Genomic DNA, 16,117 nt, shown 5'->3' with positions numbered 1-16,117 from the left:
TTTCGATGCGCTGATTACCGGCGATGCTTGACCTGATCGAGAGCCGCCCCGAGCTGACCGTGGTTATCGACCACGCCGCCAAGCCGGTCATCTCGTCCACACGCGACCGTGATGCATGGATCAATGGGCTCGCGGCATTGGCGACGCATGCGTCGGTCTACTGCAAGCTCTCGGGGCTATGGAACGAAGCGGCGCCGGGCACGCGTCTTTCTGAACTGGAACCTTGGGCGACGCAGGTGCTCGATGTGTTCGGCGTAGAGCGCACCATTTGGAGTAGCGACTGGCCCGTTGTGCGCTGCGCGGGTTCTGGCCGAGCGTGGTTCGGATTCTTACTCGACCTCATCGCATCACATGGCGAAGACGCGGTGCGTCAGGTGTTGGGCGCCAACGCGCGACGTGCCTACCGCTTGGCACCTGCACCCAATGCAATCGAAACCGATGTGAGTCCTTATCGACGAAAGCGACAAGAAACTCTTCGTAAGCGGTAATTCCTCCGCATCTGGCGAACCCAGCTGAGGAGGGTCAAGCTTGTGTCCGCAACAACAACTTGCGGACGCAAACATGACCCCAGACGATCTTGACTTCCTCCCTCTCAAAGTCACGCATATCGATGAAGGCGGCCGGCGCTGCTTTGATCCAGAGGACAAGCGCCGGCTGATCGAGGCATGCCAAAGGCCAGGAGTGTCGGTGTCCGGGCTGGCTCTCAAGGCTGGCGTGAACGCCAACCAGTTGCGAAAATGGGTCCAGCGCGAGCGCGGAGAGTGCCGCCGCACGGAGAAGCCCCTTGACGTTCACGTGCCGGCGTTCGTGCCGGTCGTAGAGCTCGCACCTCCCGGACCGGCGACGTCCGAAGCCTTGGCAGCCTCAACGCGACGCGAAGCAGTGAGGCCCTCGCACCGCCCGCCGTTGCCCTCACGCTTGGTGGCGCAGTTGCCTAACGGGGTGAGTCTTGAACTTGAATGTGGCCAACAGGATACGGCGCTGCTCACGGCGATGATCGACGCGTTGAGGAGTCGCTGATGCTGCGCTTCGCCGATGACCTGAGGGTCTACCTCTACCGCGAGCCGATCGACTTCCGTTGTGGCATCAATACCCTTGCCGCCCTGATTGAGGACTCGATGCAGATGGACCCTCTCGCCCGCGCCGTGTATGCGTTCCACAACCGCAAATGCGATCGCATCAAGCTCCTGCTGTACGATCGCACCGGATTCTGGCTGCTGCTGCGTCGGCTTGAGGAAGACCGTTTCGTCTGGCCGCGACGGCATGAGGAGGTGATCGAACTGACGACGCAGCAGCTTCACTGGCTGCTCGATGGCATCGACATCGACGCGCTTCGCCGTCATCCTGTGCGCCATTACCAGCACGCCAGCTAGCCCGGTGCGTTGCACGTAAACAACGGGAAGTGCGCCCTTAACGAATTGACGTAAACCTACGACGCGCCGCGCTTCGCTACCCTGGAGCGCATGAAGAATGCACTCGACCTCAAGCACGTACCCCGGGCCGTCGAGGGCTATATCCACGCGCTCGAAGCGCGTGTAGCCGACGACGCGAAACACATCGACGAACTGAACCAGCGCGTCGAGCAACTTGAAGAACAGGTCCGCCTGCTGCAGGCCGAGCATTACGCACCGAAAAGCGAAAAACGCAAGGATCGTGTGTTCGACGAAGCCGAGCAGATTGCACGGACCGAGCCCTGCGACGAGAACGATGAGGAAGTCCAGTCCGCGCTGCCCGACACCGGATTGCCATCGGCCAGCCAGCCTGAACGACGCAAGGCCGGACGCAAGCCGTTGCCGGCGTACCTGACGCGTGAACCAGTCGAATACGACCTGCCGGAGGACCAGCGAGGCTGCCCCTGTTGCGGCAATCCGATGCATCGCATCGGCGAGGACGTCAGCGAACAGTTGCACGTCGAGGTCAAGTGGACAGTCCGCAAAAACGTACGTTCCAAGTGGGCCTGCCGACACTGCGAGCGGCACGCCGAACATACTCCGGTCATGCTTGCGCCGATGCCGATTCAGCCGATCCCGGGTAGCCATGCGGACGCATCGGTGATCGCGACGGTCGCGATCGCGAAGTACGTCGACGGCATGCCGTTGTACCGGATGCAGGAGGCGCTCGCACGCTGGCAGATTCCGGTGAGTCGCGGCACGCTCGCCCATTGGGTCATTCGCCCCAGCGAACTGCACTACAGCCGCCTGTACGATGCGCTACATAAAAACGTTGCTGTCGCAGCCACTAATCCACGGCGATGAAACGACAGTTCAGGTACTCAAAGAGCCCGGCAGGTCCGCGTTGAGCAAGAGCTACATGTGGTGCTACCGCAGTGCCCAGGACTGCGCCGAGCCCGTGGTGTTATTCGAGTACCAGCCGGGGCGCGGCCAAGAGCATCCGAAGAAGTTTCTGGGCAACTACAGTGGCATGCTGATGAGCGACGGTTACAGTGCCTGGCGCACGCTTAAAAATGCAACGCACTTCGGATGCATGGCACACGCGCGCAGGCTGTTCGTCAAGGCGGACAAGGCGGCTACAAAAAAGACGGACTCTGGCAAGCAGAAGATGCCGAATGCTCGCGTGGCGAAGGCGCTTGAGTACTTCCAAACCCTATACCGCGTTGAGGCACTGGCCAAAGGCGATCTGCCCGCCGGCCAGACACGTGCGGACTATACATACGAATTGCGGCAAAAACACAGCGTGCCGCTGCTCGAGGCCTTCAAGGCGTGGCTCGATGAACTGGCGCCGAAGGTGACGCCGCAAAGCCTGCTCGGCAAGGCGATTGCCTATACGCGCAACCAGTGGGAATATCTCAGTCGCTACGTCACTGATGGTTGCGCCCCCATCGATAACAATGTGATCGAGCGCGACGTAAGGCCGTTTGCCACTTCGAGAAAATCGTGGCTGTTCAGTGACACGGTTGATGGCGCGAAGGCCAGCGCCACGATCTACAGCCTGGTGCTGACGTGCCGGGCTTGCGGCGTCGAGCCGTACGATTACCTGCTGCATGTACTCACGGAGCTGCCGCAGCGTGCGCCCGATGCAGACGTCACCGACCTGTTGCCGTTCAATTATGCGCGGCAACAGCAGGCCAAGGCAGAGACAGGCTGACGTACTGGCCACGCGCCCGTCATCGTGACTGCGCGCGCTTCCATCAACCAGTGATGCGGCTACGCTCGACCGTCACTTGCAAGTAATTCTCCATTCGGTGTGCTAAAGCTCGCGCTTACAACTCTTCACGCATCAGCCACGAATCAACGCTGACCTTCGCGTCGGCGTCGACCGTCTTGATCGCATGTTCACTAGTGACAATGTCGTCAGAGCGAATTTCACTTTCACCGAGAATTCGATTTTCATTTATCCAGTAGATAGCTGGAGCTGTTTGGAATCAGTGCGCCGTTACCCGCCGACTTGATGCACGCCCGTGCCGCGCCGCTGCCTGCCAGCGGGCCGCAAACCGCCAGCCTGTTCCAGGGCTGGCGTTACTCATCCCCACGGATCAGGGTTGGCGTTTGCCGCGGCCACCAGCGGGTTTGCCAGCCGGCTTACGTGAACCCGCAGCTGGCTTGCCGGCGGGTTTGCTGCGTGGCTTTTGCACGCTGAATGGGCTACCGCTGGACAAGCTTGTACCTTTACCCGCGGCCACAGCGCGCTGCGCCGCAGGCTTGCGTTTGTTTTCGCCACTTTGCGGGCGCGGCTTTTTGCTGAGCCCCTGCAGGGCGCCCGGCGCAGCTTGCGGCACTTTCGGCTTCTTAGGCTTTTTGGGTTTCTTGATGATCTGGCCCGTCGCGCTAGTTTGCGGCACGCGGTGTTCGGCTTCAAAACCCGGCTCTTCTTCACGGGGCAGCGTTTGCCGGATCAGCGCTTCAATCGCGGCCAGTTGCGGCGCTTCATCGGCACACACAAGGGACACCGCCACGCCGCTGGCGCCCGCGCGGCCGGTACGGCCAATACGGTGCACATAGTCTTGCGCCACGATCGGCAGATCAACGTTGATCACCAGCGGCAGACTGTCGATATCCAGCCCGCGCGCAGCCACATCGGTGGCTACCAGCATATGTACTTCGCCCGTCTTGAAGCGCTCCAGCGCACGCAGGCGCGCGGGTTGTGGCTTGTCGCCGTGGATGGTGTCGACCGCATAGCCCGCGTCATCCAGCATCGCCGCCAGGTAATCCGCGCCATTGCGGGTTTTGACGAACACCAGCGCGTGCTTCCAGTTGTACTCAGCCACAAGGTGCATGAAGAGGTCAGGCTTGTTCCTTTTATCCACCGGCACCACCCACTGCTTGATCTTGCTGGCCGCGGCATTGGGCGGGCTGACGCTGATATTGACCGGGCCGCGCAGAATGCCCGCCGCCATGGCGCGGATATCATCGGTAAACGTGGCAGAGAACAGTAGGGTCTGGCGCTGAGCGGGCAAGGCAGCAAAGACGGCGTTGAGTTCGCGCTCAAAGCCTAGATCCAGCATGCGGTCGGCTTCATCCAGCACCAGCGTTTGTACCTGATCAAACTGCACTGCGTTCTGGCGATTGAGATCCAGCAAACGGCCCGGCGTGGCAACGAGCACATCCACGCCTTTACGCAACGTCATCATCTGCGGGTTGATACTCACACCGCCGTAGGCGGCCAGAAATCGCAAGTCGAGCCCTTTGCCGTAATCGATAAAGCTTTGCAGCACTTGTTCGGCCAGTTCACGCGTGGGCACCAGCACCAGAACGCGGGCGCGGTTGCTGGACACCGCCGGGCCGTGTTGCACCAGCCGTTGCAACAGCGGCAGCGCAAAACCCGCCGTTTTGCCAGTGCCGGTCTGTGCCGCAGCCATGACGTCCTTGCCACTGAGCACAGCAGGAATCGCCTTGACCTGCACCGGCGTAGGTGTCTGGTAATTGAGGTCCTTCACATTACGCAGCAAGAGATCGGTCAGGCCAAGCGAGGCAAAAGACATGGGCGTATTCCGGGCTGAAACCGCAATTCTAGCGGTTAGAGTTGGGCGGCAATGGAGGAGTTAGACGCCCGAACGTTTCGTGGCCACCGTCGGTCGATGGATGGCGGTCGGAATCCAGCGTGTGACGAATAAGTCCTATCGATCCGACGCGGTCGCCCGAAACCGACCCTCAACTGCCCGTCGCGCGGTTGTGGACAGTGTCCGCTCTGTGGTAGGCAAGCGGCCGCTCGTACACGAGACGGGGCAAAAGTGTACTAATCGTTAGCTCAGGAAATTCAGCGCACGGCCGCGGCTTCCATGGCGACAAAGAAGAAAAGCCCCCAGGCAGGCAGAAGGCAGTCAACCGACGGCCTCCCGCTCGACCACACTGCCCGTCGCGCGCCGATCAGCCAGCCAATGCGACAGACGGTCAAACCACAGGTGCACGACCGGCGTCGTGAACAACGTCAGCATTTGCGAAACAATCAGTCCGCCGACAATCGCTATGCCGAGCGGCACGCGCAACTCCGCACCGGCGCCATGGCCGAGCGCGAGCGGCAGCGCGCCGAACAGCGCGGCGAGCGTCGTCATCATGATCGGACGGAAGCGCAGCACACAGGCCTGCCGGATCGCCTCGCGCGGCGACATGCCTTGTTCGCGCTCGGCCACCAGTGCGAAGTCGATCATCATGATCGCGTTCTTCTTCACGATACCGATCAGCAGGATGATGCCGATCATCCCCATGATCGACAGATCCTGCCCACATAGCATCAACGCGAGCAAGGCGCCCACGCCCGCCGAGGGCAGCGTCGAAATGATGGTGAGCGGATGAATCGCGCTTTCGTACAGGATGCCGAGAATCAGATAGACCACCACGAGCGCCGCGGCGATCAGATACGGTTCGCTGGCGAGCGACGCCTGGAACGCCTGCGCTGTGCCCTGGAAGGAGCCCGTCAGGCTATCGGGCTTGCCTGCCGCGACTTCGGCCTGGTGGATCGCCGTGACCGCATTGCCAAGCGACTGACCCGGCGCCAGATTGAACGAGATCGTCACGGCCGGGAACAAGCCCTGGTGATTCACCGAAATTGGCGACACGTTGTTCTCGATCCTGGCGAGCGTGTCGAGCGGCACCAGTTCGTTCGTGAGCGGCGAACGCACGTAGAGATGCGCCAGTGCATCCGTCGTCAATTGAAAGCGCGGGTCCACTTCTTCGACGACGTGGTACTGATTCAACTGCGTGAACAGCGTCGCAATCTGCCGCTGGCCGAATGCATCGTAAAGCGTGTCGTCGATGGCTTGCGCGGTGATGCCGAAGCGCGAAGCGGTGCTGCGATCGATCACGAGTGTTGCGCTGGTAGCGGCGGCCTGCTGGTCGGACGTGACGTCGGCCAGTTGCGGCAGCTTCGACAGGCGATCGGTCAGGACGCCCGCCCAGTGATTCAACTCATTGATATCGGGGTCCTGCAACGTGTACTGATACTGCGCAGCGCTGATACGGCCGCCCACCTGAATATCCTGACGAACCTGCATCGACAGCGAAATGCCCATCACCTTTGCCAGCTGCGGCTTCAAACGGTTGAGCACCTGCGGGGCACTGTCCTTGCGCTGGCCGAATGCCTTCAGGTTGATCATGACGCGCCCCTGGCTCACGGTCGGGTTAGGACCCATCCAGTAGTAAACGTTGTCGACGGCGGGGTCGGCCTCGATGATATGGCCCACCTGCTGCATCTTCTGCGACATCGAGCGGGGCGAGATATCCGGCGCGGCCTGCGCGACGCCCATGATCAGACCGGAGTCCTCCTGCGGGAAAAATCCCTTGGGGATCGCGACGAATAACGCGCCGGTCGCGACAATCGTCGCCACCGTGACAGCCAGCATCAGCTTCTGGCGGTCCAGCACCCAGTCGAGGCCACGTTCGTAGCGCCGCTCTACTGCGCTAAAGACGGCTTCGAGCCATGCTTCGAGCCTGCGCGTCCGGCCGCCGCCATCCGGCTCGGGCAAACGGATCAGCCAGCCGCACAGCATCGGCGTGACGGTCAGCGATACCAGCGCCGACATCACTATCGCGGCGCTCACCGTCACTGCGAATTCGCGGAACAGCCGGCCGACGATGCCGCCCATCAACAGGATCGGGATGAACACGGCGATCAGCGAGATGGTCATCGAAATGATCGTGAAGCGCACTTCCATCGCGCCAAGCAAGGCGGCCTTCATTCTCGGCACGCCCTCTTCGATATGCCGCATGACGTTTTCGATCACCACGATCGCATCGTCCACCACGAAGCCTACCGCGATGGTCAAGCCCATCAGCGACAGATTGTCGAGGCTATAGCCGAGCAGATACATGACACCGAACGTGGCGATCAACGACAGCGGAATCGTCAGGCTCGGAATGATGGTCGCCCATACGTTGCGCAGGAACGAGAAGATCACCATGACGACGAGCGCGATCGTCAGCATCAGCGTGAACTGCACGTCGTGCACCGACGCGTTGATGGTTTGCGTGCGATCGCCCACCACATGCAGATGCGCGGCCGCGGGCAGCATCGCTTCGAGCGCGGGCAGCTTCGCCGTGATGTTGGCGATCGTCTGCACGACGTTGTAGCCCGGCTGCTTGTGAATGTCGAGGATGATCGCGCGTTCGTGCTGAAGCCATGCGGCCTGCTGGTTGTCCTCGGCGGCGTTCAGCACGGTGCCAAGATCGGACACGCGAATCGGCGCGCCGTTCTTGTATGCCACCACCAGATCGCGATACTGCGAGGCGGTCGTGATCTGGTCGGTCGCGTTGAAGATCACCGAGCGATCCGGGCCGTTCAGGCTACCCTTCGGTGCATTGACCGTCTGCACGCCGACGATCGAGCGCACATCTTCCAGCGTCAGGCCGCGTGCGGTGAGCTTGTCCGGATCGAGCTGGATGCGCACTGCGGGCCGCTGCTGGCCGTGGAAATCAACCAGACCGACGCCGGGCATCTGCGAGATCTGTTGCGCCAGATAGTCTTCGGCGTAGCTGTCGAGTTGCGTGAGCGTGAGCGATGGCGACGTCAGCGCCAGTGACAGCAACGTGAAGTCGGCCGGGTTGACCTTCTGATAGGTCGGCGGGTTCGGCAGGTTCTTCGGCAACGTGCCGCCGGCTGCGTTGATCGCCGTCTGCACATCCTGCGCCGCGCCATTGATGTCGCGCGAGAGATCGAATTGCACGGCAATGCTGGTGTTGCCGAGCGAGCTCGACGACGTCATCTGTGTCACGCCCGCAATCAGCGAAAGTTGCCGCTCCAGTGGTGTCGCCACCGAGGTCGCCATGGTTTCCGCGCTCGCGCCGGGCAACTTGGCGACGACCTGAATGGTCGGAAAATCGACCTGCGGCAGCGGCGCGACCGGCAGCAGAAAATACGCCACCGCGCCGACCAGCAGCACCGCGATCGCCAGAAAACTTGTCGCGATGCGCCGCTTGATGAACAGTTCCATGAGGCTCATGACGGATTATCCTGATCAGTCTGGCTGCCCGCCGAGTTTGCGTTGGCCGGCGCCTTGGCAACCGCCGCCACCGTGGTCGCCGCCACCGGCACGCCCGGGTTCAAGCGGCTTTGGCCGTCGAACACGACGAGATCCGCGGGCGCGATGCCGCTGCGTATCTCCGTCATGCCATCAACGGTGACCCCGGTTTGCACCGGGCGCATCTGCGCGGTGCCGTTCGCGGCGATCACATAGAGCTGCGTGCCGTTCTGCGAGTTCACCACCGCGCGGCTCGGCACCGCGAGCCGCTGCGTATCGGTGCGCACCAGCACGCGCGCATTCACCAGTTCGCCGGGCCACAGCTTGCGGTCCTGGTTGGTGAACGAAGCCTTGAGCCTGATCTGGCCGGTCGTAGGATCGACCGCGCTGTCGATGAACACCAGCGTGCCGTCGGCGAGCGGCGTGCTGCCGGAACGCGAGGTCACGTTCACCGCGAGCGGCGCTTTCGCCTGATTCGCGAGCAGTTCAGGCAGCACGTCCTGCGGCACGGAGAACAGCACCGTGATCGGCTCCATCTGCGTGACGGTGACGATACCGGTCGTGTCAGTCGGATGAACGATCGCGCCGATATCGGCCTCGCGTGCGCCGACGCGTCCGGTGAACGGCGCGGCGAGCGTGGTGAAGCCCAGTTGCAGCCGGTCGCTCTGCACCAGCGCGGCGTCCGCTGCGACCGTCGCGGCGAGGGCCTCGACTTGCGCCTTCGCGGTGTCCACCGCCTGAGTCGTCGCCGCGCCGATGCCGACCAGTTTCGAGTAGCGTGCGAGGTCGAGGCGCGCGTTATCGAGCGATGCCTGGTCTTTGCGCTGCGCCGCTTGCGCTTGATGCAACTGGGCGGTGAGCGGTCCCTGATCGAGTTGCGCGAGCAACTGGCCGGCTTTGACGTCCTGTCCTTCGGTGAAGGCGACGTGCTGCAACTGGCCGTCGACACGTACTTTGACGTCCACGGTATTGAGCGCGAGCACCGTGCCCACCGCGGCGACGCGAATCGGGAAGTCGCGGCTCACCGGATGGCCGGCATTGACCGGCACGGCGGCGGCCGGCTTGGCAGCCCGATGCTTCGGCCAGCTCGACGCCCCGAGAATCACGATAAGGATGACGAACGCTGCGGCGAGAAGGACGCGCCGGCGCGCACGCGGCGCTTCATGGTTCGGAAGATCTGCGGATTTCATGAGCTGGAAGCCATAGAAGGGGGGGCGCTGCTGCTGTCGCTATCGTTGGTCACGCCGAAACCGCCGCCGAACGCGCGAAACAGGCTCACGGACGCCTGCAGGCGCGCGAGCCGCGCCTGCACCAGCGTGTCTTCGGACTGATACAGCGTGCGTTGCGTATCGAGCACGGTCAGAAAGTCGACGGTGCCGAGCTTGTACTGGGCTTGCGCGAGCGTGGCGGCTTTGCGGGCGGCGTCGGCGGCGTTCTGGTCGGCGGCTTCCGCGAGCTGCTGCTGTTGCGCCGCCGTGAGCGAGTCCTCCACGTCCTGCAGCGCGGTTATGACGGCTTGCCGGTAATCCGCGACGCCCTTCGCTTCGGCCGCCTGGCTCGCGTGCAACTGGCCACGCAGCGCGCCGCCGTCGAGGATTGGCGCCGCCAGCGAGGTGGCGAGACTGGCGAACGGGCTCGACAGGAAATGCGACAGCGACTTGCTGCTCAGCCCGCCGTCCGCGGTCAGCACGATGTTCGGCAGAAAGGCCGCGCGCGCCGCGCCGACACTCTGATTCGCCGACTGCAACTGCGCCTCCTTCGAACGGATGTCGGGGCGCGTTTCCAGCAGGCTCGCGGGCAGATTGGGGCGCGGTTGGGGAATCGGGATGTCGGCGAGCGCGGCATCGCTGACCGTGAATTGTTCGGGCGTGGTGCCGGCCAGCACCGCGAGCGCATGGATGTCGGTATCGAGCTGCTGTTGCAGCGCCGGCACGGCGGCCTGGAAGGTGGCGAGCGCGTTGCGCTGCTGCTGCACCTGCAATTCGGTCGCGACGCCCGCCTGCTGTTGCGCGAGCAGCAGTTGCAGAACGCGCGCGGCATCGTCGGAAATGGAACGCGCAATCGCGAGCCGGCGGCGCAGGCTCTGCACCTGAAAATACGTGTCGGTGACCGATGCGGTCAGCGTCAGCGCCACCGTGTCGCGATCGAAGCCGGAGGCGCGCGCGAGCAGGTCGGCGGCGCTGGCGTTGGCGGCGTTGAAGCCCCAGAAGTCCACCTCGTAACTGGCTTCAGCGAACAGGCTCTGGGTCTTCGTGGTCGAGCCACGTCCCTGATGGCTGCGATCGAAGCTGGCGCCGAGCGATAGCGACGGATACTGCGGCGCACCGGCTCGCTCGGCGTTGCCGCGCGCCTGTTCGACGCTCGCAATCGCGGACGCTAGCGTGAAGTTGTTGCGCAGGCTGCGATCGATCAGCGCGTCGAGCGCGGGGTCGTGATACTCGCGCCACCAGCCGCTTCTGACTGGCACGGTAGCGGCGAGCGACCCACCGGCCGCCCCGTCGAAGGATTGCGCCAGCGGCGCGCCCGGCCGTTGATAGACAGGCACAAGCGAGCAGCCGGCGAGCGCCGCGAGGCCGAGCGCATATAAGGCGGCGCGCACGCAGGAAAGGACGGGAGGACTCACGGTGCGCGACGTCTGCGCGGAACGGGACAGCCCTGACATGGGAGAACCCTAACGAGGAAATGTCGCCAGATTAGCCAGCGGGTCCTGTCGGCGCTTTCGCCCATTGATTAAAAAAATTTAATGCGGCGCAACATGCCAGAGCGGCGGGCTCCAGCCGGGGCTTGCAAGGCTTGCAGCGCGTGTCAGGGCGCCGGGTTCAGCACGTATCCGGCGCCGACCACCGTATGAATCAGCGCCGCGGGATAATCACGATCGACCTTCGCCCGCAGCCGATGCATGTGCATATCGATGATGTTGCCGCGCGGCTCGAAATCGTAGTGCCATGCCGCTTCAAGCAGCATGCTGCGCGTGACGACCTGCCCCGCGCGGCGCGCGAGACATTCGAGCAACAGGAATTCGCGATGCTGCAAGCGCAGATCGCGCCCGCCGCGGCTTGCAGTGCGCGCCCGCGTATCGAGCACCAGGTCCGCGCATTCGAGCCGCTCGCTCATCCTGCTGCGATCGGCGCGCCGCGCGAGCGCCTCGATTCTTGCCAGCGCTTCGACGAAGGCATATGGCTTCACGAGATAGTCGTCGCAACCTGCGCGAATCGCCTCCACGCGTTCGTTCAGGCCGCCGACCGCCGACAGCATCAGCACCGGCGTCGTATCCCCGCCGGCGCGCAACTGCTGGACGAGAGCCAGGCCGTCGAGCGCCGGCAAGCGCCGATCAGTCACAATCACGTCGTAGATGCCCTCACGCGCATAGGCGAGCCCGGTCGCGCCGTCGGCCACCGTGTCGGCAATCAGACCGCTCTCGCTCAGGCCACGCGCCAGGAACTGGCTGGCGCGCATATCGTCTTCGATCAGCAGGATTCGCATGCGCTGGGGCTTACATTAAAATTTTTTCACGTTGGCGCGAAACGCCTGTGCAGCTCCGCGCGGCATACTGCGGAGATCTTAGGTACGAGCGTAGTGTAAATCGGCCGGCTAGCGCAGGTTCGACGCTCGCTCATTTCTGGAAAAAGGCATGTCGAACGTATTGGTCGTCGAGGACGACGAGCAGACTCTCGCAGAGATCGTTGAAGCGCTCACCGATCACGGCTGCAAGGTCGAAACCGCGAGCACCGGCCGCGACGGTTTGATGCTCGCGGTCGCCAACAGTTATGACGCTATCGTGCTCGATCGTATGTTGCCGGGCGGCCTCGAAGGGCTCGGCATGCTGTCGGCGTTGCGCAGCGCCGGCGTGCCCACGCCGGTGCTGATCCTGAGCGCGCTGTCCGCGGTCGACGAACGTGTGCGCGGTTTGCGCGCCGGCGGCGACGACTATCTGACCAAGCCGTTCGAGTTCATCGAACTGACCGCGCGGCTCGATGCGTTGATGCGCCGGCGCGAGGCGGCGCCCGCTGTGCAGGAGTACCAGGTCGGCCCGTTACGTCTGGACCCGCTCAAACGCGAAGTGACCTGCGCCGGCCGCGCGGTACTGCTGCTGCCGCGCGAGTACCGGCTGCTCGAATACCTGATGCAGCACCAAGGCCAGGTGGTGAGCCGGACCATGCTGTTCGAAGCGGTATGGGACTACCGGCTCGACGAGCGGACCAACGTGATCGACGTGCACATCAGCCGTCTCAGGAAGAAGCTCGACCCGGACGGGACAGCTCCGATGATCGATACCGTGCGCGGTTCGGGGTATATGCTACATGCGCCTGACTGAACTGCACCGCACCACCGGCTTTCGCCTCGCCACGCTGTTCCTGGTGCTGTTCGGCGTGATCGCGATGCTGCTGTTCGGTTACCTGTACCGCGAGATCACCGGCTTCGAACAGGAGCGCATCGACGACTGGCTGCTTCGCGAGCACGCAGAGTTGAAACGCGAAGCGCCGGATGAACTGGTCGCGCGATTCGAACATCAGAACCAGATCGATCCGCGCCGCCAGCGCCCGTTCGGCCTGTTCGAAGCCAGCGGCAAACATCTTGCTGGCGGCTATGCGGGCGATCTGCCGGCCATCTCCGTCTTTGGCCAGCCGTTTTCGATGCGTCTCGCAAATCTGCCGGGCCACCCGCCTGGCCGATGCATCGCCGCGCACGTGCCCGATAACCGCATCGCTTTGCAATGCCAGAACACCCTCGAGCTCGACCACTTCGACGACGAACTGCTGCATGCGCTGCTCTCCACTGCGATGATCACGCTCGTGATCGGCCTGATCGGGGCGACCCTGATTGGCGTTTCGGCGATGCGGCGGCTCGATGCGGTGACCGCGTCGATCGAGGAAATCGTCGCCGGCAATCTCGGCAGGCGCTTGCCGGTGCATGCGAAACGCGACGACATAGACCGGCTGGTGGTCGTCGTGAACGGCATGCTCGACGAAATCGAACGCCTGATGAACGAGGTCAAAGGTGTGTGCGATGCGATTGCGCACGATCTACGCACGCCGCTCACGCGGGTGCTCGGCGGACTCGAACGTGCGCAACGCCGCGCCAGAACCGAAGCAGAGTATCGCGCGGCCATTGATGAAACCATCGTGGAAACCAGCGGCCTGCTACGCACTTTCAACGCCCTGCTGCGCATTTCGGAAATCGAAAGCGGCGTGCGCCGCGCCGGCTTCACCAGCGTCGATCTGGCCGCCGTCGCCGACGACGTGTTCGAGTTCTACGAGCCGACCGCCGAAGACAAGCAGATTGCCTTCGAACTGCAGCGCACCGTTTCCGGGCCGCTGGAGATCCAGGGCGATCCGAATCTGCTATTCGAGGCACTGGCGAATCTGGTGGAAAACGCCATCAAGTTCGCACCGCATGGCGGAGCTGTGCACATCACGCTGTGGCACGACGGACGAGGGGTCGGCGTGACGGTACGCGACGATGGACCGGGCATCGCACCGACTGAGCGCGATGCCGTCCTGCGCCGTTTCTATCGTGGAGAGGCGAGCCGTCATACGCCCGGCAGCGGCCTGGGGCTCAGTCTTGCCACCGCCGTGGCCGGCATGCACGGCATGACGCTGGCGTTCCACGACGCGAACCTCGGTTGCGAGATCAGCCTGTTCAAACCCGCGCAACATACCCAACGTCATCTTGCGGATAGCCGATGATCGATAACTGCCGATGCATTGACCACGCTCTTTGAGGTGCTCGGAGGGCCTCAGCTTCTGCTCCGCGTACTGTTCCATGTCAGACAGAGTCCTGCGCGAAAAAAGCGCTCAGATTGGCGCTCCACGCACACGTCATCAACGTTAGGGCGCGCAATCTGGAATTCGGCGGGAGTTGCGCTGCGCGAAAGGATTGCTACCCTTTGTCAGATGCGGCGATGACGGGTACTAACGTATAAATCGGTCGGCTTCGACGTACGGCAGCAGAGCAAGCGATTTGTGGCGATTACATACAATGTGAATGACGATAGCCGATCCTCGCTGCCAGAACGCCGCCAATGCGACGCGGCGGCCTGTTCCTTCAAGTGTAGAGCGCGTGGCGTATTCAGGCTGCCTTGGTGGCCGCCTCTTTGGCGAGAAGGCGTTGCGCCTGTCCATCGCCTTTTCCTGCTTCCTGTGCAGTTTGAACCGAGGTCTCGCTTGCTTCTGCAAGCATGGCGCGGGCAGCGTTGCTGATATTGACGGTGTACGACGACGTAGACTTGCTGCCGCTAGCTCCTGTCGTGGACGAAGTGCTAGTGCTTGAGGTCGGCGCCGTCGACGCTGAACCCGAAGTCGAAGTCGAAGTCGAAGCAAGAGAGGAGTCTGTTGTCTGCACGGTGCTTTGACTGATTGCCTGAATGGACATCTAAATCTCCCGATAGAGAAAACGTGAGTACTGCGTGCTGTCTAACGGCCTCGATTCGACGCGCTTGAGAAGTATATTTTTTCCGTTTTCCGAAGTTCTTAAGTATCGGCGCGATCAAATTTGAAGTGCAACACCTTGCTCGTGTAAGGTGTGCCAATGCAAAAAAGAAGTTACCAACAACTGCAGCCTGAAGAACGCATGACGATTGCAAGCATGAAGCAGCAGGGTTCGAGCGTTCAGGTCATCGCCCGAACACTCGGGCGCGCGGCGTCAACCGTGAGCCGCGAGCTGACCAGGAACACGTGTTCTGCCGTGGGCTATGCGTCTGCACCAGCGCAGGCGCTCAGCACGAGCCGACGCGAGGCTGCGCGCCCGTGTCCCAAGCTGCACCCTCAAAGCGTGTCGTGGCGCGTGGTACTCACCCTGCTGGAATGGAAGTGGTCGCCCCAGCAGATCTCAGGTACCCTCAAGCGCATGTGGCCCAACGATCCGACCCAGCATGTCTCGCACGAGACCATCTACACCGCCATCTATGCCCAGCCACGCGGCGAGCTGCGCCGCCAGCTTATCGCCTGTCTGCGCCACGGCCACAGCACGCGTATGTCACGCAAGCGGGGCACTGACCGGCGCGGCCAGATCCCCGACATGGTGAGCATCCATGTGCGCCCGCCTGAGGTCGATGACCGGGTGATGCCAGGCCATTGGGAAGGCGACTTTATCAAGGGTGCCGGCAACCAGTCTTCCGTCGGCGTGCTGGTTGAGCGCACCAGTCGCCTGGTGCTGCTGGCGAAGATGGACGACGCCACCGCCGCCTCGGCCCTGGCCGGCTTCACTGCGAAGCTGAATTCGATCGCTGCGCCCCTGCGCCAGAGCTTCACTTACGACCAGGGCAAGGAAATGACCCGCCATCAGGAGCTCAGCGCCGCCACCGGCGTGCGCGTGTACTTCTGCGATCCGCACAGCCCCTGGCAACGCGGCACCTGTGAGAACACCAACGGGCTGCTGCGTCAGTACTTGCCAAAAGGCACCGACCTCTCGATCTACAGCCAGGACGAACTCGATGCCATCGCCGACAGCCTCAACAGCCGACCGCGTGCTACGCATGCATTTCATTCGCCATTCGAGGTGTTCGAACGTATGCTCGCAACCGCTTCCATAACTTCAGCTTCCGTTCATTAACCCGCTGTTGCGCTTCACCTTTGAAACCGCCCTTGAAAGCGAGTCATGTTCTTCTCCAGGGAGGCCGGTGGGTTACCGTGAATCCATCATGCGCTAAAGCGGTTGAATTGCCGTTCAAGATCTGCGATGCAGTCATTCGATTTCTTCGAGCGTGTC

12 protein-coding genes and 1 pseudogene are annotated in these 16,117 nt (G+C 62.7%); 7 read left to right on the top strand and 6 right to left on the bottom strand.

All coding sequences use genetic code 11. The features are described from left to right. Positions 1 to 23 precede the first annotated feature (23 nt). The 4 genes and pseudogenes from OKW43_RS04170 to tnpC all read left to right on the top strand — a co-directional run bounded on the left by OKW43_RS04170 (position 24) and on the right by tnpC (position 3,105). Positions 24 to 488 (top strand): amidohydrolase family protein, encoded by a 465-nt coding sequence (locus tag OKW43_RS04170; RefSeq protein ID WP_429445456.1) that lies wholly within the window; start codon positions 24 to 26, stop codon positions 486 to 488. 73 nt (positions 489 to 561) lie between these two features. After that, a complete protein-coding gene (tnpA, locus tag OKW43_RS04165; protein WP_429445454.1) occupies positions 562 to 1,020 on the top strand; it encodes an IS66-like element accessory protein TnpA in 459 nt (152 codons plus the stop codon). Then, a complete protein-coding gene (gene tnpB / locus OKW43_RS04160) occupies positions 1,020 to 1,373 on the top strand; it encodes an IS66 family insertion sequence element accessory protein TnpB (protein WP_429445452.1) in 354 nt (117 codons plus the stop codon). The genes tnpA and tnpB overlap by 1 nt, the downstream gene beginning before the upstream one ends. 90 nt (positions 1,374 to 1,463) lie before the next feature. Beyond that, positions 1,464 to 3,105: pseudogene (gene tnpC / locus OKW43_RS04155) on the top strand (IS66 family transposase). Positions 3,106 to 3,493: 388 nt separating this feature from the next. On the opposite strand, the gene OKW43_RS04150 reads toward tnpC, so the two are convergent. The 5 genes from OKW43_RS04150 to OKW43_RS04130 form a co-directional block, all read right to left on the bottom strand. Further along, on the bottom strand, positions 3,494 to 4,939 hold the full coding sequence (locus OKW43_RS04150; RefSeq protein ID WP_429445450.1) for a DEAD/DEAH box helicase: 1,446 nt from the start codon (positions 4,937 to 4,939) through the stop codon (positions 3,494 to 3,496). A 339-nt stretch (positions 4,940 to 5,278) separates the two neighbouring features. Then, a complete protein-coding gene (locus tag OKW43_RS04145; protein ID WP_429445448.1) occupies positions 5,279 to 8,392 on the bottom strand; it encodes an efflux RND transporter permease subunit in 3,114 nt (1,037 codons plus the stop codon). Next, a complete protein-coding gene (locus OKW43_RS04140) occupies positions 8,389 to 9,600 on the bottom strand; it encodes an efflux RND transporter periplasmic adaptor subunit (RefSeq protein ID WP_187633442.1) in 1,212 nt (403 codons plus the stop codon). Before OKW43_RS04140 ends, OKW43_RS04145 begins: the two co-directional genes overlap by 4 nt. Continuing rightward, a complete protein-coding gene (locus OKW43_RS04135) occupies positions 9,597 to 11,072 on the bottom strand; it encodes an efflux transporter outer membrane subunit (RefSeq protein ID WP_429445446.1) in 1,476 nt (491 codons plus the stop codon). Before OKW43_RS04135 ends, OKW43_RS04140 begins: the two co-directional genes overlap by 4 nt. 143 nt (positions 11,073 to 11,215) lie before the next feature. Continuing rightward, positions 11,216 to 11,893: a response regulator transcription factor gene (locus OKW43_RS04130; protein WP_429445444.1), complete on the bottom strand. Its 678-nt coding sequence runs from the start codon at positions 11,891 to 11,893 to the stop codon at positions 11,216 to 11,218. 148 nt (positions 11,894 to 12,041) lie between these two features. On the opposite strand from OKW43_RS04130, the gene OKW43_RS04125 reads away from it, so the two are divergent. Together OKW43_RS04125 and OKW43_RS04120 are read left to right on the top strand one after the other, a co-directional pair. After that, positions 12,042 to 12,725, top strand: coding sequence for a response regulator transcription factor (locus OKW43_RS04125; RefSeq protein ID WP_429445442.1), 684 nt, complete (start codon positions 12,042 to 12,044; stop codon positions 12,723 to 12,725). Beyond that, positions 12,712 to 14,097 (top strand): sensor histidine kinase, encoded by a 1,386-nt coding sequence (locus OKW43_RS04120; protein WP_429445440.1) that lies wholly within the window; start codon positions 12,712 to 12,714, stop codon positions 14,095 to 14,097. Before OKW43_RS04125 ends, OKW43_RS04120 begins: the two co-directional genes overlap by 14 nt. A gap of 382 nt (positions 14,098 to 14,479) precedes the next feature. Here the strand turns inward: OKW43_RS04120 and OKW43_RS04115 are convergent, their stop codons facing one another. Continuing rightward, positions 14,480 to 14,782, bottom strand: a complete 303-nt coding sequence (locus tag OKW43_RS04115) for a hypothetical protein (RefSeq protein ID WP_429445438.1) — start codon at positions 14,780 to 14,782, stop codon at positions 14,480 to 14,482. A 156-nt stretch (positions 14,783 to 14,938) separates the two neighbouring features. Here OKW43_RS04115 and OKW43_RS04110 point away from each other — a divergent pair, with 156 nt between their 5' ends. Then, a complete protein-coding gene (locus OKW43_RS04110; RefSeq protein ID WP_429445436.1) occupies positions 14,939 to 15,961 on the top strand; it encodes an IS30 family transposase in 1,023 nt (340 codons plus the stop codon). Positions 15,962 to 16,117 lie beyond the last annotated feature (156 nt).

The organism is Paraburkholderia sp. WC7.3g (genome assembly GCF_050436345.1).
Lineage (GTDB): Bacteria > Pseudomonadota > Gammaproteobacteria > Burkholderiales > Burkholderiaceae > Paraburkholderia > Paraburkholderia podalyriae.
This window is presented reverse-complemented; position numbering and strand designations above follow the sequence as displayed.

What these genes read in the sequence shown, in the direction of transcription:
- OKW43_RS04110 (WP_429445436.1), top strand. Translation starts at nt 14,939, where the DNA reads ATGCAAAAAAGAAGTTACCAACAACTGCAGCCTGAAGAACGCATGACG.
- OKW43_RS04130 (WP_429445444.1), bottom strand. Translation starts at nt 11,893, where the DNA reads ATGCGAATCCTGCTGATCGAAGACGATATGCGCGCCAGCCAGTTCCTG.
- tnpA (WP_429445454.1), top strand. Translation starts at nt 562, where the DNA reads ATGACCCCAGACGATCTTGACTTCCTCCCTCTCAAAGTCACGCATATC.
- OKW43_RS04135 (WP_429445446.1), bottom strand. Translation starts at nt 11,072, where the DNA reads ATGTCAGGGCTGTCCCGTTCCGCGCAGACGTCGCGCACCGTGAGTCCT.
- OKW43_RS04115 (WP_429445438.1), bottom strand. Translation starts at nt 14,782, where the DNA reads ATGTCCATTCAGGCAATCAGTCAAAGCACCGTGCAGACAACAGACTCC.
- tnpB (WP_429445452.1), top strand. Translation starts at nt 1,020, where the DNA reads ATGCTGCGCTTCGCCGATGACCTGAGGGTCTACCTCTACCGCGAGCCG.
- OKW43_RS04145 (WP_429445448.1), bottom strand. Translation starts at nt 8,392, where the DNA reads ATGAGCCTCATGGAACTGTTCATCAAGCGGCGCATCGCGACAAGTTTT.
- OKW43_RS04140 (WP_187633442.1), bottom strand. Translation starts at nt 9,600, where the DNA reads ATGAAATCCGCAGATCTTCCGAACCATGAAGCGCCGCGTGCGCGCCGG.
- OKW43_RS04125 (WP_429445442.1), top strand. Translation starts at nt 12,042, where the DNA reads ATGTCGAACGTATTGGTCGTCGAGGACGACGAGCAGACTCTCGCAGAG.
- OKW43_RS04170 (WP_429445456.1), top strand. Translation starts at nt 24, where the DNA reads ATGCTTGACCTGATCGAGAGCCGCCCCGAGCTGACCGTGGTTATCGAC.
- OKW43_RS04120 (WP_429445440.1), top strand. Translation starts at nt 12,712, where the DNA reads ATGCGCCTGACTGAACTGCACCGCACCACCGGCTTTCGCCTCGCCACG.
- OKW43_RS04150 (WP_429445450.1), bottom strand. Translation starts at nt 4,939, where the DNA reads ATGTCTTTTGCCTCGCTTGGCCTGACCGATCTCTTGCTGCGTAATGTG.